Origin of the sequence: Rickettsia endosymbiont of Seladonia tumulorum (assembly GCF_964030815.1) — a bacterium.
GTDB lineage: Bacteria > Pseudomonadota > Alphaproteobacteria > Rickettsiales > Rickettsiaceae > Rickettsia.
In genome coordinates this window covers 1,327,567-1,352,218 of the sequence record NZ_OZ034963.1, presented here as the reverse complement: position 1 = coordinate 1,352,218, position 24,652 = coordinate 1,327,567, and the positions used below count along the sequence as shown (strand labels likewise).

Below are 24,652 nucleotides of genomic sequence, written 5' to 3'. Positions count from 1 at the left end.
ACCTAAGAAACAATTTATACTTTTACAGTATACGGCAAATTGCCGTATTATTCAAGTGTATTTTAACTAAACCTATTATTCTTTGGGAAGCCCATAGGGGGTAGTTTACCGGTGCTACCTCGTTTACCTAAAAAGGCAATAATATTCTTCTCAAGTTTCACTTTCCCATTACTATTCCAGCTTAAGCCATCTGCCCTATTAAATATTTTAATATATAAAAGCTTTGCGTTTTTAAACTTTTGTAGCGTTACGCCTTGTCCTTTCTTCATTTCCGGTATTTCATCGATATTAAACACCAACAACTTGCGGCTTTCACCAATGCAAGCAACGCTATCGCCATTAACCGGTAAACAGGCTATACATGTATGACCATCTGGCACATTCATAATTTGTTTACCACTTTTTGTTTGAGCCATTACCTCGTTTGAATTAACCACAAAGCCTTTACCTATGCTGCTTGCAAGCAATAAAAGCTGATCTGGTTTATAGACTAAAATCTCAGTAATATCATTATTGCCTATATCTACAAGCAATTTTATAGACTCACCCGTGCCTTTGCCTTTAGAAATATTATCGGCAAGGAGGGTGAAAAATCTTCCTTCTGAGCTGATTATCAATATTTTATCGGTTGTGTAAGCCTCTAAAATAAACTTTTCTGCATCGCCCTCTTTATATTTAATACTAGATAAATCGTTATTATGACCTTTTAGCGAACGCACCCAGCCCATTTTCGAGCAGATAATAGTGATCGGTTCTTTAGTGATAAAAGCCGTTATGTCAACTACTTGATTCGTCAGCGTCACTTCTTCAAAACTAGTTCGCCTCGCTCCTATCGTAGTATTTAAGCCGAATTTAGCCTGCACAGCTTTTATTTCTTTTTTAACGACTTTCCATAGCTCTTTTGGATTATTTAAGATTTCTTCAAGTATTGCTTGTTGCTTTTGCAAATTACTATGTTCAGTTATAATTTCTTGCTCTTCAAGTTTACGAAGTGAACGTAGGCGAGTATTTAATATTGCCTCTACTTGAATTTCGGTTAGTTTAAAACGCTGCATCATTATCGCTTTCGGCTCATCCTCTTCACGGATAATTTTAATGATCTCATCAAGGTTCAGATAAGCTATTCGTAAACCCTCTAGGATTTCCAAACGATGCTTTATTTTGTTTAATAGATAAGTTGATCTACGAGTAATAATATTTTGTCTGTGGCTTAAAAACTCTTGCAGAACCTCTAAAATATTCATCACTTTCGGCACGTTATTACTACCGATGACATTCATATTTAGCTGGATACGGCTTTCAAGATTTGACAGCTTAAATAAGGACTCCATAACGATTTGCGGGTCACAGCTGCGATCTCTTGGCTCGATAACAAGCCTGATAATATCGGTTGACTCATCCCTGATATTGCTAACAAGCGGTATTTTTTTATCTTTTAGCAATATCGCAATTTGCTCTATAAGCTTTGACTTCTGAACTTGATAAGGTATTTCGGTTGCAACTATCTGATATACGCCATAATTTAGCTCTTCTTTTTCCCACCTAGCTCTTACCCTAAAGCTACCGCGTCCCGTCATATAGGCACTAGTGATAACATCGCTTTTATCGATAATTATACCGCCGGTTGGAAAATCAGGTCCTTTAATGAAATTCATCATGTCGCTAATTTCGGCTTTCGGATGATCGATTAAATGCACTAAAGCATCACAAAGCTCATGCAAATTATGCGGTGGAATATTAGTTGCCATACCGACCGCTATGCCCTCTGAGCCATTAGCAAGCAAGTTCGGAAAGCTTGCCGGCATTATAACTGGCTCTAAATCGGAATCGTCGTATGTTGGACGGAAATCTACCGTATCCTTGTCAATATCTTCCATAAGAAGCGTACATATTTCCGTCATACGTGATTCGGTGTAACGCATCGCAGCCGCATTATCGCCATCAATAGAGCCGAAATTACCTTGTCCGTCAATTAATGGATAGCGGAGGGAAAAATGTTGAGCAAGACGCACTAAAGTATCATATACTGCAACATCACCGTGTGGGTGATATTTACCGATTACGTCACCGACTACCCTTGCACATTTCTTATAGCCCGAATTCGGTTCAAGTCTTAGCTGCAACATTGCGTATAATAACCGACGATGTACAGGCTTTAACCCGTCACGTACGTCAGGAAGCGAGCGGGACATGATCGTTGACAGTGCATAAGCAAGATAACGCTCGGATAAAGCACTACCAAAGTCAATATTTTCTATTTTAGCTTCTTTCATAATTTATTTAATTTTTTTGTTGCATGACTCTTAAAATTTCATTGCGAGCGACTATAAGGAGCGTGGCAATCTCATAAGGGTTTCTGAAATTGCTTAGTCGCTATGCTCCTCGCAATGACAGGAGGAGTTCCCCAAAAATCTTCGTGCTTTATCCAATGTTTAGTTTCTTCCAATCTTTTATCTGCGAGTTTTGAAAAATACATATCTTCTTCAAGTGTAATTTCATCAAAATCTTCTTCCTCTGTTGTCATAAATTATTCTTACTAAATATTAAATAAAGAGTTGGGTAGACGAGTATACTACTTCAACACACAGCTTTGTTTATTCTGTGCCAGTTTCTTACAAACTGCTTTTGCTTGACTAAGGTTATCATAGTTACCAGCTAATATTAAATAGAAAAATTTTCCATCGTCACATTTAACTTTTTGAGTAGTGATAACAGCGTTTTTTAGGATTTTTGGAAATTTCTTTTTTATTCTCTCACCTTCATTTATTGCATCTGCTTCCGATTTTACTGAGCCAAGCTGCACTTTATAGCTATTTGAATTATTAGAACTTTTTATATTTTTATTGCTATCTGTACTTTCTTTATCACGTTTTATTATATTTAAACCTGTATCCTCTTTTTGTGAAGTATTATTTGGTTCTATTAAAGAAAGTAGATTTGATATGTCATCCGAAGAATCTATATCAAAAGGGTCATCATTTTGATTGCGTGAATTTATATTAACAGGCTTTTCAGGTTCAGGAAGAAGTTTTGCATTTTTAGGGTTGGTATTTTTAGAAATAAGGTTTTCGTATATAGTGCTATGCACCACAGACGGCATAATATCTTCTACTTTAGAGGGTTTTATTTTTGTAGGTAGTTCGTCTGCATAAATAGTAATTACCGGCTTGCTATCTTGATAATATTGATAAGCAAAATAAATAGCAGCAATACATATCAAAAACACCAAACATATTTTAGTAAAAATATTATTAATCATAATTAATTAGTAAATGATAAAGTAGGTACAGGTAGACGTCATTGCGAGCGACTGCAAGGAGCGTGGCAATCTCATAAAACCTCCTGAGATTGCTTCGTCTCTATGCTCCCCTCGCAATGACGATGGTATTACATCCTTTCCATCGGTTCTACGCCTATAACCTCAAGACCGCTAGCTATAATTTTCTGTATGGCTTTAGCAAGAGCAAGGCGTGCTGTTGTTAACTCTACATTATTTTCTATTATGAATCTATAATCGTTATTTTCCTTACCAAAGTTCCATAAAGCATGAAATTTTGAAGCTAGATTTATCAAATAAAATGCCACTCTATGTGGTTCAAAATATTTTGCTGCTGTTTCCAAAGTTTTTGTCCAGCTAGCTAAGAGCTTTATTATCTCAATCTCTTCTTCCGATGATAATAACGATAAATCATATGTGCCAGCTTCAAAGCTATTATAAGATTGCGGAATCGTTTCCATAGCTTTCGATAATATCGATAGCGTTCTAACATGTGCATATTGGATATAAAATATAGGATTTTCTTTAGATTGTTCTTTTACTTTTACTAGGTCAAAATCTAGCGTCTTATTATTTTCTCTTGTTAACATCATAAACCTTATAATGTCTTTGCCTACTTCATGATTTACGTCTTGCACGCTAGCGAAAGTTCCAAGACGTTTCGACATTTTAACCGGCACACCATTTTCAACAAAATTTACTAATTGGCAGATTTTAACATCAACTTTAACCTGCTCTTTGCCTAGAGCTTTAACAATCGCTTCAATTCTTTTGACATACCCGCTATGATCAGCACCAAGCACATAAATTAAGTGATTTGCTCCTCTATCTATTTTATCTTTTGCATATGCAAGATCGGAAGCGAAATATGTCCAACTTCCATCGGCTTTCCTTATAGGGCGATCTTGATCGTCACCGTATTTGGTAGACTTAAATAATTCTTGGGTTCTGTTTTCCCATTCTGCGTGGACTTTACCTTTGGGAGCAGGTACACTACCCTCATAAATTAACCCCATATCGGTTAGTAATTTAACAGTTTTTTCTATTTTACTATTATCGTGTAATGTCTGCTCGGAAAAAAATACATCGTGTTTAACGCCTAGCTCTTTTAAATCTTCTTTATTTAAATCTAGCATTTTTTGAATGGCAAAATTTTTAACTATTTTAAACCTTTTTGGCTCATCCATATTTAATAATTTATCACCGTATTCTTTAGCTAGGGCTTGCCCGACAGGAATTAGATATTCCCCTGGATATAACCCTTCAGTAATAGTAATTTTTTCGCCTAAAGCTTCCCTATAACGTAATATTACTGTGCTTACTAAATCATTTATTTGTGAACCGGCATCGTTAACATAATATTCTTTCGTAACAGGATATCCTACTTTTTTTAAGATATTTGCAAGCACATCTCCATATACTGCACCTCTTGCATGCCCTATATGCATTGGTCCGGTTGGATTAGCTGAAACATATTCGATATTGATATTTTTGTTTTTATCTATGTCAATTTCAAAAAATTTAGATTCGTTTTGTAAAATATCTTTAATTGCAGTGTGCCAGCTATCAGCTTTAATAGTAAAATTAATAAACCCGGGTCCGGCTATTTCTATACTTGCGATATATGGTAGTTCATTAAGAATTTCTTTGAATTTTAATGCAACTTCACGAGGAGGAACGTTTTCTTTGGCAGCAATAATCATTGCGATATTACTTGATAAATCGCCGTTAAAGCTATCTTTCGGAGTTTCAATACTAGCGTGATTTGCTATTTCAGAATTATTATATAACTGCGTACTTGCAGTAATTATATCGTGTTTTAGTTTGTTAAATATATTCATGATTAAGTTTTAAATATTATTAAAGTTCAGTGAACAAAGTTGGTTATACTCTTGAATAGCAAAGCGATCAGTCATACCGGCTATATAATCGGCAATAATTCTAGCTTTACTATTCAGATTGTTAGAATCTATTTGTATCTTCCAATTAACAGGCAGTAAATTAACATCTTCCATATAAACCTTAAATAAGCCTTGCACGATCTTAGTACATTTAAGGCTGATTGCAGTAATCCTATTACTTTTATAAACCCGCTCATGTAAAAACTTTTTAATCTCTTTAATACGCTCGTTAGTTTTTTCTGTAAAATCGACTATTTGATAATTTAGGTTACGTATTTCATCTATATGAGTAATTTTTTCTTTATTTATATTAGTCTTAGTTTGCCATAATAAATCGGTAATGAGTTCATGCATTAGCTTGCGTACTACTTCATAGATTAAGCAAGAGGAGCTTATATTTTTATATTTTGATTTAAGTTCAAAAACATGTTGGTCGATATATTTAAGCTCAGCAAGGTTATTAAAATCGATAATTTTAGCACCGATACTATCTTCCAAATCATGCGAAATATAGCTAATATCATCGGCGAGTGCTGCTATTTGAGCTTCAGCAGAAGCGTAAGTATTAAGCTCTAAATCATTTTGGCTATTATACTCTTCTATATACTCATTTACCTCGCCGCTTATAGGACCATTATGCTTTACTATCCCTTCTAAAACTTCCCAAGTAAGGTTTACTCCTCTATAAGCAGCATATCTTTTCTCAAGTAAAGTTAATATTTTCAGAGATTGAGCATTATGAGAAAAGCCGTTATGCTCTTTCATACACTCATTCAAAGCTCGCTCTCCCGCATGACCAAAAGGTGTATGACCAAGATCATGAGCAAGTGCTATGGTTTCGGTTAAATCACTTGAAAGATTTAAAGTGTTGGCAATCGAGCGAGCGACTGTTGAGACTTCTAAAGAATGAGTTAGCCTATTTCTATAATGATCGCCCTCATGGTTGATAAAAACCTGAGTTTTATACTGCAAACGCCTGAATGCGTTAGTATGGATAATACGATCACGATCACGCTCAAACTCGTTGCGGTAAGATGTCGGTATCTCTCTGTATAATCTTCCCCGACTTTTAAGCGGATCAGAAGCATATGAAGCTAGCATTGTTGTCCTTATCTCTATGTTATTTTATTGTGGTACTAGTGTTTCCTGCGTGGATCAGTTTTTCCGTCATTGCGAGGAAATTACGAAGTAATTGTACGTACGCAATCCAGTGAAAAATGCTAACTTATAGCATTTTTTATTATTTTCTCTGGATTGCCACGCTCATTTCATTCGCTCGCAATGACAACTCTCGATCCACGTTGGCAATGCCGCCACGGGATGACATCAAACATATTTCTTGAGCCATGCGGGCAAGACCAGTTCCTCGCAATGACGTTGAAGCTTAACCCACACAACAACGCTACCTTGAAAAAATATGAAATATTAGGTATATTATATAATTTATAAGATTTTTACAAGGTTATTTTAGTGACAATCACAATTACCGATAGAGCTTTTGAGCGGGTAAAGGAATTAATAGAGTTAGAAAAAGATAAGGATTTAGTGCTGCGAGTATCCGTTGATAGCGGTGGTTGCTCTGGGCTAATGTATAATTACGAACTAGTTTCCAAAGATACTATAGAAAAAGACGATTATGTTTTTACTAAACATAATGCTACTGTTATTATCGATCCTATTTCTCAAAAATTTATGTTAGATTGCACTCTTGATTTTATAGAAGAGCTAGGCAGTTCATATTTTAATGTTAGTAATCCGCAAGCTAAAGCAAAATGTGGCTGCAGCAATTCTTTTGCGGTGTAATGTTATCCAGTGGGTTGTTGTATAGATCAAGAATCGTCATTGCGAGGAGCGAAGCGACGTTGCAATCTTAGGAATTTTATACTACCTCATAAGATTGCCGCGTCGAAACTTGCAGTTTCTCCTCGCAATGACTTTTATTAGAACTTAAGTTTTGTACCAATCAGACCAACAGTACCTTTAGTTTTCTTGTTAGGAGCTTCAGGATAATATACTGGTTTACCTTTAGCTTGGAAATGTGAAATTTCTGCATATGGTAATAAACCTGGCATAATTTTATATTCTGTAGCTACAGTTATAGTATCCACAGTGTTCTTATATCTTGAAGATTTAAAATAGCTAAGGCTTGTTTTAATAGGACCTTGACCATAAGCGATAGCTCCGTTGTAATAATAAGTATTACGACCATTTTTATGGTATTCAGGAGTTGTTAAACTTTTTCCTAGATTGCCATAAGAAGCACCGCATGAGAAATTACCATATGTAAAAACTGCACCAAGATTATAAGCTTTTAAGTTAGATAGTTTATAAGGTTTTAATACAGTATATTCTTTACCTGTTCCTTTGGAACGAACAGCAAGGCGAGCAGGTTTACCATATTCACCGGTAACGGATAATTTTAAATCTGCATCTTCACCAAGTGCATGCTCATAAGTTAAACCACCAGATACTGAATCTGTAACATTTTGATTAATAGTAATAACTTCACTGTTTTCTACATTGTAACGCTTTATGCCAGTGTTAACTGTAGTAAGACCGGTAACTGAATTGTCAAATGCCACATTATTTATATTTTTATTACCACCTGTGTTAGCAGAATCAGGAGTATAAGATATACCGGCTTGAAAACCTTTCATTTTAGGGGTGTAGAAGCTAATCTTTCTAGCTGCCTCAGCTTTAACATTAAATTCATCAAAATTGTTAGAAAATGACTCTATATAAAAGCTAGGACTGGTATCAAAATCGGGTTTTAATTTTTCATATTGCATGTATTGACTACCAACGTTAATATATCTCCAATATCCACCTGTTCCAGCAGCTACTTGACCACCAGTAATACGAAGTTTATTACCTGCATCATAAGGAGAACCGAGTTCTACTTTACCGTAACTAGTTTCAATAAAGATGTGAGAACCATTATAAGATGTAGATGTTTTTGATCTTGTAGTAGGTTGTAATACTATTTTAACCCCACCTATTACATCATTTATAGTTTTAGTTATAGTAGCCGCAAATGCTGCCTCTGTATAAAACGCTGTTTTTTTCCTATTATCACTTAAATTTTCAAATTCACCTAAACGATTTTGATTCGAGAAACCACTTTCAAATAGATAAAAACCTTCTAATTTTATTTCAGAATCAGAACTAGAAATGACAGGAGTAGTACTTCCTGAGGCAAAACTGGTAGTAGATGCAAGACCAATAATACTTGCTAATAATAACTTTTTCACTTTAAAACCTCATATATTTGTGAAACTAATATGCTATAATTAAGGTTATTATGTTATAGCGGCTAAATTAATTTATGCTGAGTATAATATAATTTTTAAAACTTACAATAAATAAACATATTTTAATTTGTAATTATTTATTTATAGATGTATAATGTTGTATTATTACAACTTATGTTATTATAAGTGGTTCAAAGTTAAAGCAATTACAATTTTAAATAAACATAATTACTTTGTATTAAAAATAATTATCAGTTATATTTTATAGTTTAACTAAATAATAAATTTATTATGTCTATAATGTCGGATAAATGGATAAGGGAAGCTGTTATAAATCATAAAATGATTGAGCCTTTTGCAGAAAAGCAAGTAAGGGTTAAAGATTCAGAAAAAATTATTTCATATGGTTTATCTTCTTATGGTTATGATGCTAGAGTATCAAATGAGTTTAAAATATTTACAAATATAAACTCTACTATGGTTGATCCTAAAAATTTTGATAAATATAATTTAGTTGATAGAGAAGTAGATGTATGCATTATCCCACCCAATAGCTTTGCACTTGGAAGAACTGTGGAATATTTTAAAATACCACGTGACGTATTAGTTATTTGTGTTGGTAAATCTACTTATGCAAGGTGCGGTATAATAGTAAATGTTACGCCTCTAGAACCAGAATGGGAAGGGCATGTAACGCTAGAGTTTTCAAATACTACACCGCTGCCGGCTAAGATTTATGCAAATGAGGGGGCTTGTCAATTTTTATTTTTAAAAGGTGATCAAATTTGCGACTTATCTTATGCAGATCGTCAAGGAAAATATATGAAACAATTAGGTGTAACTTTGCCCTTAACATAATTGTTACTTTTTTTGTTGCAAGATACATGTAAATTATTTTATATAAAAGCATGTTAATTTTTACTTTAAGATAACATAAAGTATAATTTTTTATAATATATTTAATAACCATTTTTCTTAATAAAGGATTTTATGAGTACAATAAATACCGATGCAAACGAGGCAATGCCTCATATTTCTGTTAATGCACAATATATAAAAGATTTATCTCTTGAAAATCCTGATGCTCCATCTTCTTTGGCAGCTTTAGAACATAGACCTCAAATTGATTTGTCTCTTGATATAAATATCACTAATCTATCAGAAGAAAATTTTTATGAAGTCGAATTAAATATTGAAGCAGTAGCAAGAAATGAGAAATATAAATTATTTCAAGTAGAGCTAAAATATGCAGGTGTATTTAACTTAATTAATATTGCTCCTGAGCAACATCAAATTTTGCTATCAGTCCATTGTCCGGCAATGATATTTCCATTCGCTAGAAAAATTATAGCAAGTTGTACTCAAGATGCAGGATTTCAACCTTTAATGATTGATCCGATAGATTTTGGAGCTTTGTACCATAAGAAAATGTCTGAGCATCAGAACTAAGAACCTTTTAGTTATTAGGGAATCTTACCTTTTACTTAATTAATTGGCATGGTTTTTAAATCACAGATATACTTTAATAGTAAAAATTTTATCAATATAATTAAAAATTCTTTACTTACGTTGCTAATAAATGTATAAAGCACTAATAAAAAATTATAATTTAGTTAACAATAATTAACTGTAATTAAATTATAGCACGAACATAAAAATTGAATTTTAGGAGAAAATAAAATGAGAGTTTTATTAATTGAAGATGAACCAGAAATGGCTAATCTAATTGAGCTGACTTTAGCTTCAGAAGGAATAGTTTGCGATAAAGTTTCGGTTGGTTTAGAAGGTTTAAGATTAGGTAAACTTGGTAGGTATGATCTAATGATTTTAGATTTAATGTTACCTGATATTAATGGTTTCGAAATATTACTAAGATTGCGTGCAGCAAAAATAAAAACTCCTATCTTAATCTTATCTAGCTTAACTGATACAGATCAAAAGATTACTGGCTTTTCTTCAGGAGCTGATGACTACTTAACTAAACCATTTGTTAGAGAAGAGCTAATCGCTAGAATTAAAGCTATAGTTAGACGTTCTAAAGGGCATGCTGCATCAGTATTTAGATTTGATAAAGTCAGTGTAAATTTAGATACTAGAAGTGTTGAAATTGATGGTAAAAAAGTACATTTAACCAATAAAGAATATGCTATTTTAGAACTATTAATATTGCGTAGAGGAACAATTTTAACTAAAGAGATGTTCTTAAATCATTTATATAGTAGTCTTGATGAGCCTGAAATGAAGATCATCGATGTATTTATCTGTAAATTGCGTAAGAAATTAAGCGATGCTGCTGGTGGTAAAGACTATATAGATACCGTTTGGGGACGTGGTTATATGCTAAAAGAGTATGATGAGAATGGACATAAGGAAGCTTTAGCCCAAGGAGCATAGTGTCTTTTCATTTAGAAATAGGTGTTGTTATATGAATACTAAGTCGTCATTGCGAGCAGCTGTAGGCTGCGTGGCAATCTCATGAAGTAGTATAAAACTCCTGAGATTGCGGCATAAATGCTACGCATCTCCTCGCAATGACAAAAAAACTTTTCATTTACTTAATATATTATGACATTATCTAATTCCGCTCTTGGTAAAAAAAGTACTTATAAAGATACTTATGATCCAACCTTATTATTTAAAATCCCACGCATAGATAATCGTAAAGAATTAGGTCTAATTAATGATAAGCTTCCATTTTTTGGCATAGATATTTGGAATGCTTATGAGCTATCTTGGCTTGATAAAAAAGGTAAGCCTTGTGTTGCGATCTTTACTTTTTTTGTGCCAACAACTTCTTCTCATATTGTAGAATCTAAATCAGTAAAGTTATATCTTAATTCTTTTAATAATTTTGCTGTTGATTCCATCGATGAGTTAAAAAAAATTATTTTGCAGGATTTAAGTAATAATACACATGCTGAAGTAACAGGAGAAATATTTCCTATAAATACAAAAATAGAATTTGGTGAACCAAGCGGCATTAATATTGATGATTTAGATATAGAATGTAGTGATTATGGTCCACCTAATAATAGCTTGATTAAACATGAAGATGTTTTAGTAGAGGAAGAACTTAATTCTAATTTACTAAAATCAAACTGTTTAGTAACAGGGCAACCGGATTGGGGAACAATAATTATAAAATATAAAGGAAAAAAGTTAAAACACGATGCACTTCTAAAATATTTAATATCTTTTAGAAATTGTAATGAATTTGCCGAACAATGTGCAGAGCGTATTTTTACTGATATCAAAAATGCTATAAATCCTGAATTTCTTTCTATATATATAATATACACAAGACGAGGTGGAATTGATATTTGCCCATATCGTTCTACTGATTCAAACTATACTCTACCGAGTTCTAAAAGACTAATTAGGCAGTGATATAATAGTACCGGACAGTTTTTATTCTATGTCATTCCCGCTTCTGCGGGAAAGCATTGCCCGTATGGATCGAAAAGTGTCCTAAGGTAGTCATCCCGTGGCGGCATTGTTGCGTGGATACCAAATCGTCTGAGCTACGCGACTGCAAGGAGCGTGGCAATCCAGAAAAAAATAATAAAAAATGTTATAAAGTTAGCATTTTTCACTGGATTGCGTACGTACAATTACTTCGTAATTTCCTCGCAATGACGACTCTCAATCCATGCAACAAAGCCTACTGTGGCTTAGGAACTAGATCCAGAAAATAATAAAAAATACTAATTTTATTAGTATTTTTAACTGGCTCTAGTTCATAAATCACGGGATGACAATTGGGAAACCGATCTATGAGGGCAAGCCTTAAGCGGGAATGACATAGAATAATATACCAATGATACCGGGTAATTACTTCCAAATTCGCTTGTATCGACCTTTATGGAATGCTATACTTTATCCATTAAATTCTTAGCTATGTCAGTTTCTGAGAGATTATTATTTTTGGTTGAGTGAAAATATTCTGAAACAAGTTTAACGACTTCATCAGAAAATTCATCTTGTAATTCTTTACTTGCTAATAATTTTTGGCTTTCAATTAATTTAATAGTTTCAACTTTCTTATGCTCTAAAAATTCTTCAATTTCTTTAGTTTTTTCTTGAACTATTTTTTCTGTGATTTCGTTATTTTCTTTTGTCATTTGAAGTTGCAAAGCTTCTAAATTTTTTATTTGCTCTTCAGTTTGTTCAAATAATAATTTTGCATCATCTTTTAATTTTTCAGCTTTTAGAACTCTCTCTTGTACTTCTAAAACTTTCGTATCCAAAGATTTTAAAATTGCTTTTTTTGCTGGTCTATAAATTAAATACACAAAAATTATAAAACTAATAGCAAGCCAAAAGCTTTCATCTAGAAAATGCATTATTATTGTATTTTTATATTTTTTAGTAAATTTATATCTGCTTTAGTGCCAGTGATTTTTTCGATAATACTAGCAGCAAGTATTATAGTCGCATCTACTTTACTAGTTCTAAATTTTTCTGCAACTAATTTTATATCTTTAATATTTTGATTTATCAGCTTTCGTAGGTTTTGTTCTAAATTAGTTTTTTTAATCAAAAATTCTGCCTCTAAAGAATCTATTTTTTCTTTTTTTAACCTATCTATTTCAGTACTTATTCTTGTTATTTCTTCATTATAGTATTTATTTAACTTTTCGATTTCTAAAGCTAATTCATCGGCTTTTGCAATATTATCTTGAATATTGGATTGTCTATTATTTAAAACTCTTTCAATTTTAGGAACTATAAATTTGTAGACAAAAATATATAATAAGCTAAAAGTAACTATTAGCCAAAAAATTTGTGAATAATATGTATTAATATCAAATTGAGGCATATTATTTAAAAGCAAATTTTAGGAAAAGATAAGTAGCATTGCGATTACAAAAGAAAACAGCCCCATTGCTTCAGCAAGACCTGCACCAATAAGTGCCATTCTCTGAAGCTGTTCGGTAGCTGAAGGATTTCTAGCTATTGAATTAAGTAGTGAACTAAATATATTACTGACGCCTAAAGCTGCACCAAGCATTCCAATAGCCATACAACCAACACCGATGAACTTTAAAGAAACCATATCCATAAAAAAACTCAACTTTAATTAATTAAAAAACTCTAGTGTAAATTAACTGCATCATTAAGATATACACAAGATAAAATAGTAAAAATATAAGCCTGAAGAATTGCAACAAAGATTTCAAACCCAATTAATATAACCATAAGAGGTATTGGTAGAAATTTCAAGTAAATCATCAATGTTACAACAAAGCTAGCAATTACTTTTAATAAAATATGACCTGCCATCATATTTGCCGCAAGCCTTAAGGATAAACTAGCCGGTCTTGCTAGATATGTAAATAATTCAATTATGATCATTAGTGGGGCAAGCCATAGAGGCGTACCGTGGGGCAAGAAAAGTGATAAGAAACGCATACCGTGCTTTACAAAGCCAACTATAGTCACCATTAAAAATACTAGAATTGCTAAAGCGAAAGTAATAATGATATGGCTGGTAATAGTAAACCCGTAAGGTATCATGCCAAATAAATTACAAAATAAAATAAAAACAAATAGAGTGAAAATTACAGGAACAAACTTGCGTCCTTTACTGCCTACATTCTGATTTAGCATATCAGTTACAAGGTTATAGATTATTTCGCCACTTATTTGTAACCTTGATGGTACTAACCTAGGATTTGAAAAAGCCAAGTAAAAATAAGTTAAAGCTAAAACACTAGCAAGTAGCATATAGGCAGCTGAATTAGTAAAGCTAATATCGAAATCCATAACTTTAATTTCTATCAGCTTTTTTATATCAAATTGTACTAAAGGATTATGAAGCATTTTGTTATTTCTTACTGATTAGCCTTTGCCTGACTATATTAAATCCTGCTATAATTCCGATTATAGTAAATATAATAATAAATAAAGGTTTAGAATGAAAGAATTTATCAGTTAATAAACCAATAACAAACCCTACCATTGTTCCCGAAACTAAGTCTATAGCTATAGTAAACGGACTTATTTCCTGTTGCAAGTTAGAATTAGGAGTTTTATCAATTTTTAACTGATTAATTCTTGTCTTAATATCTTTTAATTTATCATTATCCACTATAAATCTATTTTATTTTTTGATTCTTCTATGGCTTTATCTATTGCTGCTGAAATACTGTTTATGCTATAATTCTCAGTTTGTACTCCGTTAACAAAGAAAGAAGGAGTTCCTATAAATTTTGGTGCTTTTGTTATAAAATTAGTATTAGCAATTAAGGTTTCAGTAATTTTATCATCGCTCAAACATTTTTTATATTCTTCTGGAGTAACGCCGCCAAGCTGACCTATATCAGTTAATAACTCTCTATATTTATTGCTAACTGACCATTTATCTTGCTGCTTTAACATAATATCATGAAACAGCATAAAGCTATTTATATCACCTTTGCAACGTGCTAAAATAGAAGCATCTAAATCTTGTTTAGTAGCAATAAATTCTCTAGTAACATATGCTATTTTATTAGTATCTATATATTTTTGCTTAAGTTCAGGAAAAATTGTAGAGTGATAATAAGCACAATGTGGGCAAGTAGGAGAGAAATATTCAACTACAACTATTTTAGAGTCTTTATTCCCAAGAACCATATCATTTTCATCTATCTTAAAAGTAACCTTAAAAGTTTTTACTTCAGGCTTTTGCTCTATTTGTTCTTGCACAGCCGGAGTTATTGTTTCGGTTGTTTGATTGTTGTTTTCATCTGAAGTTGAAACATGAGCTGGAGTTATGGATTCAGATGATTCTTGCTCTACTACTTTCTCTTCTGAGCAACCACTCAAAAGCAATAGAAATATTAACGTAATAAAACTATTTCGCATAATTTAACCCTTTATAATATTGATTTAACAATACAATAAGGTTTTATTTACTTTATTTCAATAGTAAATAAATTTGCTATATAAAATTATCTGCTTTATCATTTAAGCAAAATGTGTTATGCTAGACAGGATAATAGTCTAACATTGGATTCTTAAGCACTAAGAATTACTACGGAGGAATTAATAATGGTAAATATAGCACAATCCGAAGACAAAACAGAACAACAAAAATCTGAGTTTAAAATAGGACAAAGAATTGTTTATCCTGCACATGGAGTAGGTGAAATTACAAATATAGAGAACCATACTATCGCAGGTACTGAGATAAAGGTATATGTAATCTCTTTCCCTCAAGATAAAATGACTCTAAAAGTACCAGTTAGTAGAGCTACAGTTGTAGGACTTAGAGCAGTTGCGAGCAAAAAAGATCTAGATTTAATATATTCTACCCTTCAAGGCAAGCCAAAACAGGGTAATAGAATGTGGAGTAGAAGAGCTCAAGAATATGAAGGAAAGATTAATTCAGGTAATATTGTGGCAGTTGCTGAGGTATTACGTGACTTACATAAAAATGTCGATAATGACCGTTCTTATAGTGAAAGAACTCTTTATGAAGCAGCTCTAAATAGACTTGCAGGTGAACTTGCTATTCTTGAGAACATAGATTCATCTGAAGCTATTAACAAGTTAGTGGAAGTATTACGCGAAAAATTGGTGGCATAGTATACCTTTGATACTTCAAGATTTGGTAAGTCAAATTTTGGGATTCGTCTTTGCTCACGTATTAATATACGCCTAGCTTGACTCACCACTTATTTGACTACCAACTTTTGAAGTATCTGCGGTATATTCGATAAAATTGGCGTCGTCGTTTTATAAGTACTGCGGTACTCATGCCTTAAGTAACGGTTTCATTCCTCGTTTTATAAACGATAGTACCGGATAGTTATTTCGAATGACATAGTAGCCATATAATAACATTAATTTTTCCTCGCAATGACGAAAAAACAATCTGATCTCGATTTGTGTAAGAAAAGCTTTTCAAAGAGTAGCTATTTCAAACAATCATTATCTATTCTTGCAAATGTTAAATAATCAAGTCATATTAAATAGTGAAGAAGAAACAAAAAATTTTGCTAGAGCTTTTGCTGCAACCTTAAAGCCTAATAATATTGTGTTATTAAATGGTGATCTTGGAGTAGGTAAAACATTTTTTTGTCGTGAAATTATTAAACATTTCTGTAGTGAAAACACCTCAATTATAAGCCCAACCTTTAACTTATTACAAACATATAAAGCACCTCATTTTACTATCTATCATTATGATCTTTATCGCCTAAAATCACCTGAAGAAATTTATGAATTAGGGCTTGAAGAGGCATTAAGCGGTAATTTAACCTTAATAGAATGGTCTAAAATTATTAAACACCTCCTACCTATGCCTTTAATTGAAGTAAATCTAGAACTATTAGATGATAATAAACGTTTATGTAATATATACCTTTGATACTTCAAGATTTGATACATCAAATTTCGAGATCCGTAGTAGCCACGTACTTCTGTACACTGTGCAGGCTTACCGCTTATTTGACTTCTAGCTTTTGAAGTATTGCAGTATGATCATTTATACGGTATCAAATTTTATTTATTTCTTACAATTTATTCAGATGTAGGTGACCTTATATGTCATTCTTAGCAACGGTGCAGTAGTGTCCGGAAAAATTGGAGTATTATTAAAACCGTCATTGCGAGCGGTCGTAGACCGCGTGGCAATCCAGAAAAATAGTAAAAAATAACTAATTTTAGCATTTTTTACTGGATTGCTTCGTCAATTACTTCGTAATTTCCTCGCAATGACGACTCTCAATCCACGCAACAATGCCACGCGGGAATGACATAGAATAAAAACTGTCCGGTACTATTGGCTTGACCAAGGTATCTTATATTACGGACTGTGACTTAAGATCCCGCGATCAAGTCGTGGGATGACATTTTAAGGCTTCTGGCTCTAGTTCATAAATCACGGGATGACAGGGGAAAATGATCTATGCTGGCAATATTTTCTCGCAATGATGATTTTAATAATATTACAATTTTATCCGGACACTATCGTACTTCTGCGGGAATGTCATTGTAAGTATTTTTCGATTCGTACAACAAAAACAGGTGCTGCATGACAAAGGTAAGTATACTAGCCTTTCATTACAGCGGCTACTTCATCGGCGAAGTTTTTTTCTTCCTGCTCTATACCCTCACCAAGTTCATATCTGATAAATTTAGTAATTTGAATTTCTGCACCAAGTTCTTTAGAAGCATTTTTGATTACTTCAGCAACAGTTAGTTTATTATCAAATAAGAAATTTTGCTGTAATAGCACAACTTCAGCAAAGAATTTACGAATTCTGCCTTCTACCATTTTTTCGATAATATTGTCAGGCTTACCTTCTTCTTTTGACTTCTCAAAGAATACTTTTCTCTCACGTTCTACAAGGGCTTGATCTAAACCAGAATCATCTATACTTTGTGGATTATTTCCTGCCACGTGAACAGCGATTTGCTTAGCTAAAGCTTCTAGTTTTGCCGTATCTTTTGCACTTGATTGTAGACCTACCAATACAGAAATTTTACCTAAGTTTGGTGCAACTTCATTATGTACATAAGAGCCAATCGCTCCTTCAGATACTTTTAGTACTTCCATGCGGCGTAGTGTTAAGTTTTCACCTATTGTAGCAATATTTTCTACAACGTCTTCTTCTACTGATTTGCCGTTTGGCATTTTAGCTGCTTTTAGTTCTTCTACATCTTTAACATTTATTGCAAGGTTAGCAATATTTATAACTAGATCTTGGAACTGCTCATTTCTTGCGACAAAATCGGTTTCAGAATTTATTTCAACGACAACTCCAGTTAATCCATCAACTTTAGCAGCTGTTAAACCTTCAGCAGCAACGCGTCCGGCTTTCTTTGCAGCAGTAGCAAGACCTTTTTTACGCAAAAAGTCAACAGCTTCTTCAAGATTGCCTTTAGTCTCGATTAAGGCTTTTTTACAATCCATCATTCCAGCACCAGTTTTTTCTCTGAGCTCTCTAACGTCACTAGCACTTATATTTACTTCACTCATACTTTATCTATCTCCATTTAATTATGCATTTTAAAAAGATGTCTAATTTTTGTCTTCATCAGCATCACTTAATGCTTGCTCAAATTCTGTATTTGCTTCTTCATTGATATTTTTTGTTTTAGAGAACTTTTTAGCTTGTTTCAATTTAGAAACATTTTTAGGAGCTAAATTTTTATCGCCATGTTCTTGGATGCTGCCTAAATCGACTCCTGATGCTTTCATTGATTCTTCTAAACCTTGTAGTGCAGCATCAGCAAATAAACTACAATAAAACCTAATTGATCTTATTGCGTCATCATTACCTGGAATTGGATAATCTATATGATCAGGGTTAGAATTAGTATCTACAACAGCCACGATAGGTATATCAAGTCTTACAGCTTCGCTAATCGCAATATGTTCTTTATTAGTGTCGATAATTACTATTAAATCTGGCTTAGAATGTAGTTCTCTAATTCCAGCAAGTGATAGAAGTAATTTATCTTTCTTGCGGTTCATATCAAGTATTTCTTTCTTAGTATAACCGATGCAAGCTTCTTCATTTTCTAAAGTTTGTTCTAATTTATTTAATTTCTCTATAGAACCTGAAATAGTTTTCCAGTTAGTTAGCATTCCGCCAAGCCATCTATGATTTACATAGTATTGTCCGCATTTTTCAGCATATTCTGCTATAATATCGCTTGCTTGTATTTTTGTACTTACAAATAATACTTTGCCATCATTTTTTACAGTTTCATATATTGCATTTAAAGCAACATTCATTAAAGCTGCTGTTTGTCTTAAATCAATTATATGTACCTCATCACGCTCACCATATATATAAGGTGCCATTTTAGGATTCCAACGTGAAGTCTTATGACCAAAATGCACGCCGGCATCTAATAAATCTTTAACATTAACTGGTGGTATTTTTGACATTTATTTCTCCTGATTATTGTTAGTTTATACCTCCGTAAAATTATTTTGTCATCCCGCGTGCTTGTAGCGGGATCTTGTATCACAGGCTATGTCCTAAGATCCCGCTACAAGCACGCGGGATGACATGCATGAACTAACATTTATCTTACGTGTGAATTTGCTTAAAAATATAAGCCTACAAATTATATACTTATATTCCGTAATTTACAAGTCCTTATTCTTTCCTCCATATAGTAGTGCCGTTTGGCTTATCTTCTAAAATTATTTTTTCATTTAATAATTTGTTACGAATTTGATCAGCTAATCCCCAATTTTTTTGCTTTTTTGCTTCTAAGCGTTCATTAATAAGATTATTTATATAATTTTCGTCTACATTTTTATTAAACCATTCATGTGGTGTTTCGTTCATTAATCCAATAAAATTAGCACAAGCAATAAGATTAGAGGCATTAAATTGCTTTTCTTCTTCGGTATTAGCTGTAAAAATGGCTTTGGCATAGTCGTTAATTATTTTAATAGCAAGCGGACTATTCATATCGTCAAGCAAGCTTTGCATAAAGTCGTTAGGCAGAGTATCTATTTTTTGTATATTTATATTTTGAATAGCTCTATACCAATAATCTAGAGTTTTTTTAGCATCCTCTATAGCCTTGTCGTTATAATCAAGAGGACGTCTATAATGGGCGGTTAATAAAAATAATCTTACTATTTCGCCTTTAATTTGTTTATCCATTAAATCCCTGACAGTAATAAAATTACCAAGAGATTTACTCATTTTTTCGCCGTTAACTGTTAAAAAGCCATTGTGAACCCAGTATTTTGCATAAGTGGAGTTCGAAAAAGCACATTTACTTTGTGCAATCTCGTTAGTATGATGTGGAAATATTAAATCAGCACCGCCGCCATGAATATCAAAATTTTTGCCTAAATATTTATAGCTCATTGCTGAACATTCAATATGCCAGCCGGGACGTCCTAGTCCCCATGGGCTTTTGAAGTTCATACGTACATCTTCATCTGGTTTTGCTGGTTTCCATAAAACAAAATCCTGTGGATGCTTTTTAGTTTTGCTATTTTCTACCCGTACACTCTCAAACATATCTTCTAATTTTTGGTTAGATAGTTCTGTATAATTAGGAGCTAATAAAACATCAAAATAAACATGATCATCTGCAATATATGCATGCCCAGATTTAATTAGCTTTTCTATTATTTCGATCATTACATCAATATGCTGCGTAGCCTTTGGTTCTATAGTAGGTGGTAAACAAAATAGATATTTCATATTCGTATGAAATTCTTTTGTAACTTTGTCTGTTAACTCGTTAATGCTAATACCTAAGTTTGCTGCTCTCTCAATTATCTTATCATCTACATCGGTAATATTCCGTACATATTTTACAGATTTAGCCTCAAATATATCTACAAGTATGCGATAAAGTAAGTCATATACCACTACCGATCTACTATTGCCAATATGTGGGTTATCATAAACAGTCGGACCGCATACATACATTTTTACATTAGTCTGATCTTCAGGTTCAAATAGTTCTTTGTTTTGGGTGAGGGTGTTAAATAAGTATATTTGCATAAGGTTTGGTTTATTTACAAAAAGTTAGATTTCCTCATATTATGAGGCTTTTTAGCCATAGTATAATTAAAAAATCCAATAGTTAATAGAAATTAATAATTTCTATTGACTCTAATTAACAAAAATTATATATTGCCACTCGTTTAAGTTAATATTAATGAGATAAATCTAATGAGTTTGAGATATAAGCTAAAATCTACATTGTTAAAATACTCTTTCGTTGTTGCCATATCAATAAATTTATTGGCAATTAATTCAGGAATATTATTGCTTACTTTAAATAATAAAGCAGAAGCTGCACCACCGCCGCCGCCACCTCCACCACCGCCGCCGCCACCAAAAACACCACCTGTTGATCCTAAATCAGCAGCAAAAGATATTAATGCTGAATTAGGTGCAACATTTGATCCTTATGATACACTTAAAAAAAATAGGAAAAAAATAAAAAATAAAAAAGATAATTCTGATTTAGAAGCCTTTTTAAATTTGAATGTAATAACACAGATGTCTAAGCTATTTTCTATTGTTCTTACTCAACACACTGATAATGATGAATTACGTACAAGGTTTTTTAAAGATATTGTAAGGAATAATAAATTGTCTCCTACAGAAAAATTTAATTTGGCAAACCAAATTGCGGCTAATAATGGAATATATGAGAAAGATGATAAAGGTAACATTATAATTGATAATACAAACTTAAATAATAATATAATAGGTTCTACATCTTATATTTCTAATTTTAATCCAAATTATAGATATATAATTTTGTATAGTACGCCAACAGAGATTTTAGAAAAAGATCTCACCTCTGAAATTATCGATATTGCTAAAGGTTTTGAAAAAGATTCTAAAGGAAATTCTTATAGGAAGTTTGATGCAACAAAACTTAAGCAATTAGAACAAGAAAGAGTTTATAGTTTAATAAAATCAGAAGCTGAATCACTAATAAAATCAGCTTATGGTAATAATATAGATTATATTGACTATTATGATAATAATATAAGTAATAATAGTTATGAAAAATATTTTACAAAATATGAAAAAGACGTAATAACTAACGCTTTAGGTCATAAACGTGCCTATGAAGAAAAAAAAGAAGTATATAAAATTGAGGTAGATAAACTAGATAGATCGATCTTAAGTGAAGAAGAATATATTAAAAAGTGTGAAGAAATACTTGAAAAAATTGGAGAAAGTAGTTGGGCCACTTATCAAGTTTCTAAACCTGGTAGTAGCAGTAAAATAAGCTATGAAGAGTACGAAAAACTAGTGACAAATGAAGCAAAAAAACGAGCCGTAATCGCAAAATTTTTAATAGAAGATAATAATAAAATAAACGGAAAAAGACTAAAAATAGTAAAGGAAGATGGTTCTAAAGAATATGTAGATAATGCAGAATTTAATTTAATAATGGCTGAAAATAATTGGGATTTTACACCGGCAAATATACCACTTTCTCAAGTAATGAGGGCTGCAAGTAATTTATCTGAAAATGAAAGAATAAAAAAATTATTAGCTCGAATTGAATTTTTAGAAAATAATACTAATAACCTAGATATAATTAATGAGCTTGAAGATGCAAAAAGACAATTAGATGAATTAAAAAGTAAAAAAATTACTGGATTATTTGCTTTAAATAATAATGGTGAAAATGCATCAATATCTTTTGATCAAAATTTGATAGATATACTTAAAATTTTAAAAGAGGTCCCAGATTTTGTTAGTATAATAAGAGCACATCCCGATTTGTTTCCAACTATATTTAATGATCCTGATACTCTAGCATTTTTAGAGAAATGTTCACCAGAAGATTATGAGAATATAATAATAGAGTTAAGTTTATTAGATTCAAAATCTCAAGACCTAGAATCTTTAATTGTAAAAAAGCAAATATCTGAAGAAGTTACTTTGCATAATCAAGTAGCTTCTATTACTAATAAACCTATTCATATGGGTATTCATGGTAGATTGTTGTTGCCTACTGCTGCGATTACTGGCGGTGATGAAGAGGACGCAATAAATAGAGGAGTATGGATCAGTGGTTTATATGGAGTAAGCAATCAAAAAGCATGGAGAAGCATACCGAAATATCAAGGACACACTAGCGGTGTAACTATCGGTATGGACACAGAGCTTAGTAATAGCTCTGACGTAATAGGTATAGCTTATTCAAGAATTGAGTCGCATTTTAAATATAATAAGAAGTTTGCTAAGACCGCACTTAATGGGCATTTACTTAGTATTTATGGTTTAAAAGAATTACCGAAAAATTTTTCATTGCAAGCTATAGCATCTGTTGGTCATAATTATATTAAAAATAAAGCTACAACTGCTAATAATATTATTGGTAAATATCAAAATAATAACTTTAATTTTGAAGCATTATTAAATTATAAATATCGTACAAATTATAATTTATACTTAATACCAAATATTGGATTAAAATACGATTATTCAAGAAGTAGTGGTTATAAAGGAAATAATTTTGTACAAAAATTAATGATTCAAAAGAAGTCAAATCGACTATTAACAACTAGTTTAGGCGGTAAGATAGAATTTAAATCGATAAAGGTTTTAAATGATATAACGCTGGTGCCGAGCTTGTATGGGAGTATAGAAAATCATTTTTATAATAAAGATACAAAAGTTAATGCTAAGGCAATTTTAAATAATCAAATAATAGAAGAGAAGATTATTATATCAAAACAGCCTAAATTTGCTTATAATATTGGAGGTAATGTTCTTTTGACGAAGAAGAATATAAATGTAATATTTGAGTATAATCATTACACCCATAAAAAATATAAAAGCCATCAAGGGTTAGTGAAGTTAAAAGTTAATTTGTAGAACAAAATAGATAAAGAGATAAGGCTTTATTCTCTTTATCTATTTGAATTTAAGTAAGTAATATTAGTAATTACTTCTTGACAGTATACAAGTATTACTTTATATTTTTTATCTATTATATAAGTTAAAGTTTGATAGGTTAAGCTTATGTCTCGTAAATGTGAACTCACTGGAGTGGGTGTTTTATATGGCAATAATGTATCGCATTCACAGCGTAAAACTAGAAGGCGTTTTGAGCCTAATTTAAGATCGGTTAAGTTTATAAGTGATATAACAACCGCAGAATATAGATTATCAGTTAGTGCTAGATGTATAAGTTCAGTTGAAAAAGCTGGCGGTTTTGATGCGTATATGTTAAAAGCTAATAATGATGCTTTATCCACTACAGCTAAAGCTATTAAGAAAAAAATAATTCAGACTAAGGTGGCAAAATCATTATGAAAAATGGGATACATCCAGACTATAAAAAGTTTTTAATTAAAGTTGGAAGTGATGTTTTTGAAACAATGTCAACTCATCCTGCAGGTGAGATTTTAATGGATGTTGATTTTAGAAAACACCCAGCATGGAATAAAGATATTGGAAATGTAGTAAATCAGTCTAACAAAAGCGTTAGTGATTTTAATAAAAGATTTTCCGGTCTTTCTTTCGGTAGTCAAAAAAAGGAAGCTAGTTAATTTCTATAATCGGGTGTAGGCATTTCCGCATAGATCAAGAACGTTTCCAGTGTGTCATCACGTTGGCGGCTTTTTTGTGTGGATCGAGAGTCGTCATTGCGAGTGAATGAAATGAGCATGGCAATCCAGAAAATAATAAAAAATACTAATTTTATTAGTATTTTTAATTGGATCCCGTGAATAAATCACGGGATGACAGGGGGAGAATGATCCACGT

General features: G+C 32.1%; 25 protein-coding genes and 1 pseudogene. 10 read left to right on the top strand and 16 right to left on the bottom strand.

Annotated features, from left to right (window positions below; translation table 11 throughout):
- Positions 1 to 62: 62 nt before the first annotated feature.
- The 5 genes from parC to AAHF54_RS06720 form a co-directional block, all read right to left on the bottom strand.
- Complete coding sequence (parC, locus tag AAHF54_RS06740; protein ID WP_342169970.1) at positions 63 to 2,273, bottom strand: DNA topoisomerase IV subunit A; 2,211 nt, start codon at positions 2,271 to 2,273, stop codon at positions 63 to 65.
- A gap of 71 nt (positions 2,274 to 2,344) precedes the next feature.
- Positions 2,345 to 2,524 carry a hypothetical protein gene (locus tag AAHF54_RS06735; protein ID WP_341788479.1) on the bottom strand — a complete coding sequence of 60 codons (180 nt, stop codon included), beginning with the start codon at positions 2,522 to 2,524 and terminating at the stop codon, positions 2,345 to 2,347.
- Between the two features lie 48 nt (positions 2,525 to 2,572).
- Complete coding sequence (locus AAHF54_RS06730; protein ID WP_341788478.1) at positions 2,573 to 3,259, bottom strand: SPOR domain-containing protein; 687 nt, start codon at positions 3,257 to 3,259, stop codon at positions 2,573 to 2,575.
- A gap of 128 nt (positions 3,260 to 3,387) precedes the next feature.
- Positions 3,388 to 5,118 (bottom strand): arginine--tRNA ligase, encoded by a 1,731-nt coding sequence (argS, locus tag AAHF54_RS06725; protein WP_341788477.1) that lies wholly within the window; start codon positions 5,116 to 5,118, stop codon positions 3,388 to 3,390.
- A 9-nt stretch (positions 5,119 to 5,127) separates the two neighbouring features.
- On the bottom strand, positions 5,128 to 6,279 hold the full coding sequence (locus tag AAHF54_RS06720) for a deoxyguanosinetriphosphate triphosphohydrolase (protein ID WP_341788476.1): 1,152 nt from the start codon (positions 6,277 to 6,279) through the stop codon (positions 5,128 to 5,130).
- 369 nt (positions 6,280 to 6,648) lie between these two features.
- On the opposite strand from AAHF54_RS06720, the gene AAHF54_RS06715 reads away from it, so the two are divergent.
- A complete protein-coding gene (locus AAHF54_RS06715; protein ID WP_342169969.1) occupies positions 6,649 to 6,981 on the top strand; it encodes an iron-sulfur cluster assembly accessory protein in 333 nt (110 codons plus the stop codon).
- A 137-nt stretch (positions 6,982 to 7,118) separates the two neighbouring features.
- Here the strand turns inward: AAHF54_RS06715 and AAHF54_RS06710 are convergent, their stop codons facing one another.
- Positions 7,119 to 8,429, bottom strand: coding sequence for a porin (locus tag AAHF54_RS06710; RefSeq protein WP_342169968.1), 1,311 nt, complete (start codon positions 8,427 to 8,429; stop codon positions 7,119 to 7,121).
- A gap of 291 nt (positions 8,430 to 8,720) precedes the next feature.
- Here AAHF54_RS06710 and dcd point away from each other — a divergent pair, with 291 nt between their 5' ends.
- The 4 genes from dcd to queF all read left to right on the top strand — a co-directional run bounded on the left by dcd (position 8,721) and on the right by queF (position 11,816).
- Positions 8,721 to 9,287 (top strand): dCTP deaminase, encoded by a 567-nt coding sequence (gene dcd / locus AAHF54_RS06705; protein ID WP_011477948.1) that lies wholly within the window; start codon positions 8,721 to 8,723, stop codon positions 9,285 to 9,287.
- A 132-nt stretch (positions 9,288 to 9,419) separates the two neighbouring features.
- Positions 9,420 to 9,878, top strand: a complete 459-nt coding sequence (gene secB / locus AAHF54_RS06700; RefSeq protein ID WP_011477947.1) for a protein-export chaperone SecB — start codon at positions 9,420 to 9,422, stop codon at positions 9,876 to 9,878.
- A 231-nt stretch (positions 9,879 to 10,109) separates the two neighbouring features.
- Entirely contained in the window at positions 10,110 to 10,823 is a 714-nt protein-coding gene (gene ctrA / locus AAHF54_RS06695; RefSeq protein ID WP_011477946.1) for a response regulator transcription factor CtrA, read from the top strand.
- Positions 10,824 to 10,994: 171 nt separating this feature from the next.
- On the top strand, positions 10,995 to 11,816 hold the full coding sequence (gene queF, locus AAHF54_RS06690) for an NADPH-dependent 7-cyano-7-deazaguanine reductase QueF (protein WP_341794597.1): 822 nt from the start codon (positions 10,995 to 10,997) through the stop codon (positions 11,814 to 11,816).
- A gap of 482 nt (positions 11,817 to 12,298) precedes the next feature.
- Here queF and AAHF54_RS06685 read toward each other — a convergent pair whose 3' ends face one another.
- The 6 genes from AAHF54_RS06685 to AAHF54_RS06660 are packed head-to-tail and all read right to left on the bottom strand — an operon-like array spanning position 12,299 to position 15,278.
- A complete protein-coding gene (locus AAHF54_RS06685; protein WP_016948594.1) occupies positions 12,299 to 12,772 on the bottom strand; it encodes a F0F1 ATP synthase subunit B in 474 nt (157 codons plus the stop codon).
- Positions 12,773 to 12,774: 2 nt separating this feature from the next.
- Entirely contained in the window at positions 12,775 to 13,248 is a 474-nt protein-coding gene (locus AAHF54_RS06680) for an ATP F0F1 synthase subunit B' (protein WP_341794596.1), read from the bottom strand.
- Positions 13,249 to 13,266: 18 nt separating this feature from the next.
- The gene (locus tag AAHF54_RS06675) at positions 13,267 to 13,491 is read right to left on the bottom strand and encodes a F0F1 ATP synthase subunit C (protein ID WP_011477942.1); all 225 of its coding nucleotides are present in this window, start codon (positions 13,489 to 13,491) and stop codon (positions 13,267 to 13,269) included.
- 32 nt (positions 13,492 to 13,523) lie between these two features.
- Positions 13,524 to 14,252 (bottom strand): F0F1 ATP synthase subunit A, encoded by a 729-nt coding sequence (locus AAHF54_RS06670; RefSeq protein WP_341788471.1) that lies wholly within the window; start codon positions 14,250 to 14,252, stop codon positions 13,524 to 13,526.
- A 4-nt stretch (positions 14,253 to 14,256) separates the two neighbouring features.
- A complete protein-coding gene (locus tag AAHF54_RS06665) occupies positions 14,257 to 14,520 on the bottom strand; it encodes an AtpZ/AtpI family protein (protein ID WP_341788470.1) in 264 nt (87 codons plus the stop codon).
- A complete protein-coding gene (locus tag AAHF54_RS06660; protein ID WP_342169967.1) occupies positions 14,520 to 15,278 on the bottom strand; it encodes a DsbA family protein in 759 nt (252 codons plus the stop codon). The genes AAHF54_RS06665 and AAHF54_RS06660 overlap by 1 nt, the downstream gene beginning before the upstream one ends.
- A 186-nt stretch (positions 15,279 to 15,464) precedes the next feature.
- Here AAHF54_RS06660 and AAHF54_RS06655 point away from each other — a divergent pair, with 186 nt between their 5' ends.
- Entirely contained in the window at positions 15,465 to 16,001 is a 537-nt protein-coding gene (locus tag AAHF54_RS06655) for a CarD family transcriptional regulator (protein ID WP_341788468.1), read from the top strand.
- Here AAHF54_RS06655 and AAHF54_RS06650 read toward each other — a convergent pair.
- Positions 16,001 to 16,130, bottom strand: a pseudogene (locus AAHF54_RS06650) (palindromic element RPE5 domain-containing protein); the annotation flags it as partial. The gene AAHF54_RS06655 and the pseudogene AAHF54_RS06650 sit on opposite strands and share 1 nt — an antisense overlap.
- A 232-nt stretch (positions 16,131 to 16,362) precedes the next feature.
- Between AAHF54_RS06650 and tsaE the strand changes: the two are divergent.
- Positions 16,363 to 16,785: a tRNA (adenosine(37)-N6)-threonylcarbamoyltransferase complex ATPase subunit type 1 TsaE gene (tsaE, locus tag AAHF54_RS06645; RefSeq protein WP_341788467.1), complete on the top strand. Its 423-nt coding sequence runs from the start codon at positions 16,363 to 16,365 to the stop codon at positions 16,783 to 16,785.
- Positions 16,786 to 17,469: 684 nt separating this feature from the next.
- Here the strand turns inward: tsaE and tsf are convergent.
- From tsf to cysS, 3 genes are all read right to left on the bottom strand, one after another.
- Positions 17,470 to 18,399 (bottom strand): translation elongation factor Ts, encoded by a 930-nt coding sequence (gene tsf, locus AAHF54_RS06640; RefSeq protein WP_342169966.1) that lies wholly within the window; start codon positions 18,397 to 18,399, stop codon positions 17,470 to 17,472.
- A gap of 42 nt (positions 18,400 to 18,441) precedes the next feature.
- Positions 18,442 to 19,317, bottom strand: coding sequence for a 30S ribosomal protein S2 (rpsB, locus tag AAHF54_RS06635; RefSeq protein ID WP_011477933.1), 876 nt, complete (start codon positions 19,315 to 19,317; stop codon positions 18,442 to 18,444).
- A gap of 214 nt (positions 19,318 to 19,531) precedes the next feature.
- A complete protein-coding gene (gene cysS / locus AAHF54_RS06630; protein ID WP_341788465.1) occupies positions 19,532 to 20,908 on the bottom strand; it encodes a cysteine--tRNA ligase in 1,377 nt (458 codons plus the stop codon).
- A gap of 171 nt (positions 20,909 to 21,079) precedes the next feature.
- Here cysS and AAHF54_RS06625 point away from each other — a divergent pair, with 171 nt between their 5' ends.
- The 3 genes from AAHF54_RS06625 to rpmE all read left to right on the top strand — a co-directional run bounded on the left by AAHF54_RS06625 (position 21,080) and on the right by rpmE (position 24,435).
- Positions 21,080 to 23,758 (top strand): autotransporter outer membrane beta-barrel domain-containing protein, encoded by a 2,679-nt coding sequence (locus AAHF54_RS06625; protein WP_342169965.1) that lies wholly within the window; start codon positions 21,080 to 21,082, stop codon positions 23,756 to 23,758.
- A 147-nt stretch (positions 23,759 to 23,905) separates the two neighbouring features.
- A complete protein-coding gene (gene rpmB, locus AAHF54_RS06620; protein WP_341788463.1) occupies positions 23,906 to 24,199 on the top strand; it encodes a 50S ribosomal protein L28 in 294 nt (97 codons plus the stop codon).
- Positions 24,196 to 24,435 (top strand): 50S ribosomal protein L31, encoded by a 240-nt coding sequence (gene rpmE, locus AAHF54_RS06615; protein ID WP_016948660.1) that lies wholly within the window; start codon positions 24,196 to 24,198, stop codon positions 24,433 to 24,435. The genes rpmB and rpmE overlap by 4 nt, the downstream gene beginning before the upstream one ends.
- Positions 24,436 to 24,652: the final 217 nt, after the last annotated feature.

Coding starts and splice junctions, on each gene's coding strand:
- parC (WP_342169970.1), bottom strand. CDS start 2,273: ATGAAAGAAGCTAAAATAGAAAATATTGACTTTGGTAGTGCTTTATCC.
- AAHF54_RS06735 (WP_341788479.1), bottom strand. CDS start 2,524: ATGACAACAGAGGAAGAAGATTTTGATGAAATTACACTTGAAGAAGAT.
- AAHF54_RS06730 (WP_341788478.1), bottom strand. CDS start 3,259: ATGATTAATAATATTTTTACTAAAATATGTTTGGTGTTTTTGATATGT.
- argS (WP_341788477.1), bottom strand. CDS start 5,118: ATGAATATATTTAACAAACTAAAACACGATATAATTACTGCAAGTACG.
- AAHF54_RS06720 (WP_341788476.1), bottom strand. CDS start 6,279: ATGCTAGCTTCATATGCTTCTGATCCGCTTAAAAGTCGGGGAAGATTA.
- dcd (WP_011477948.1), top strand. CDS start 8,721: ATGTCTATAATGTCGGATAAATGGATAAGGGAAGCTGTTATAAATCAT.
- secB (WP_011477947.1), top strand. CDS start 9,420: ATGAGTACAATAAATACCGATGCAAACGAGGCAATGCCTCATATTTCT.
- ctrA (WP_011477946.1), top strand. CDS start 10,110: ATGAGAGTTTTATTAATTGAAGATGAACCAGAAATGGCTAATCTAATT.
- queF (WP_341794597.1), top strand. CDS start 10,995: ATGACATTATCTAATTCCGCTCTTGGTAAAAAAAGTACTTATAAAGAT.
- AAHF54_RS06685 (WP_016948594.1), bottom strand. CDS start 12,772: ATGCATTTTCTAGATGAAAGCTTTTGGCTTGCTATTAGTTTTATAATT.
- AAHF54_RS06680 (WP_341794596.1), bottom strand. CDS start 13,248: ATGCCTCAATTTGATATTAATACATATTATTCACAAATTTTTTGGCTA.
- AAHF54_RS06675 (WP_011477942.1), bottom strand. CDS start 13,491: ATGGATATGGTTTCTTTAAAGTTCATCGGTGTTGGTTGTATGGCTATT.
- AAHF54_RS06670 (WP_341788471.1), bottom strand. CDS start 14,252: ATGCTTCATAATCCTTTAGTACAATTTGATATAAAAAAGCTGATAGAA.
- AAHF54_RS06660 (WP_342169967.1), bottom strand. CDS start 15,278: ATGCGAAATAGTTTTATTACGTTAATATTTCTATTGCTTTTGAGTGGT.
- AAHF54_RS06655 (WP_341788468.1), top strand. CDS start 15,465: ATGGTAAATATAGCACAATCCGAAGACAAAACAGAACAACAAAAATCT.
- tsaE (WP_341788467.1), top strand. CDS start 16,363: ATGTTAAATAATCAAGTCATATTAAATAGTGAAGAAGAAACAAAAAAT.
- tsf (WP_342169966.1), bottom strand. CDS start 18,399: ATGAGTGAAGTAAATATAAGTGCTAGTGACGTTAGAGAGCTCAGAGAA.
- rpsB (WP_011477933.1), bottom strand. CDS start 19,317: ATGTCAAAAATACCACCAGTTAATGTTAAAGATTTATTAGATGCCGGC.
- cysS (WP_341788465.1), bottom strand. CDS start 20,908: ATGCAAATATACTTATTTAACACCCTCACCCAAAACAAAGAACTATTT.
- AAHF54_RS06625 (WP_342169965.1), top strand. CDS start 21,080: ATGAGTTTGAGATATAAGCTAAAATCTACATTGTTAAAATACTCTTTC.
- rpmB (WP_341788463.1), top strand. CDS start 23,906: ATGTCTCGTAAATGTGAACTCACTGGAGTGGGTGTTTTATATGGCAAT.
- rpmE (WP_016948660.1), top strand. CDS start 24,196: ATGAAAAATGGGATACATCCAGACTATAAAAAGTTTTTAATTAAAGTT.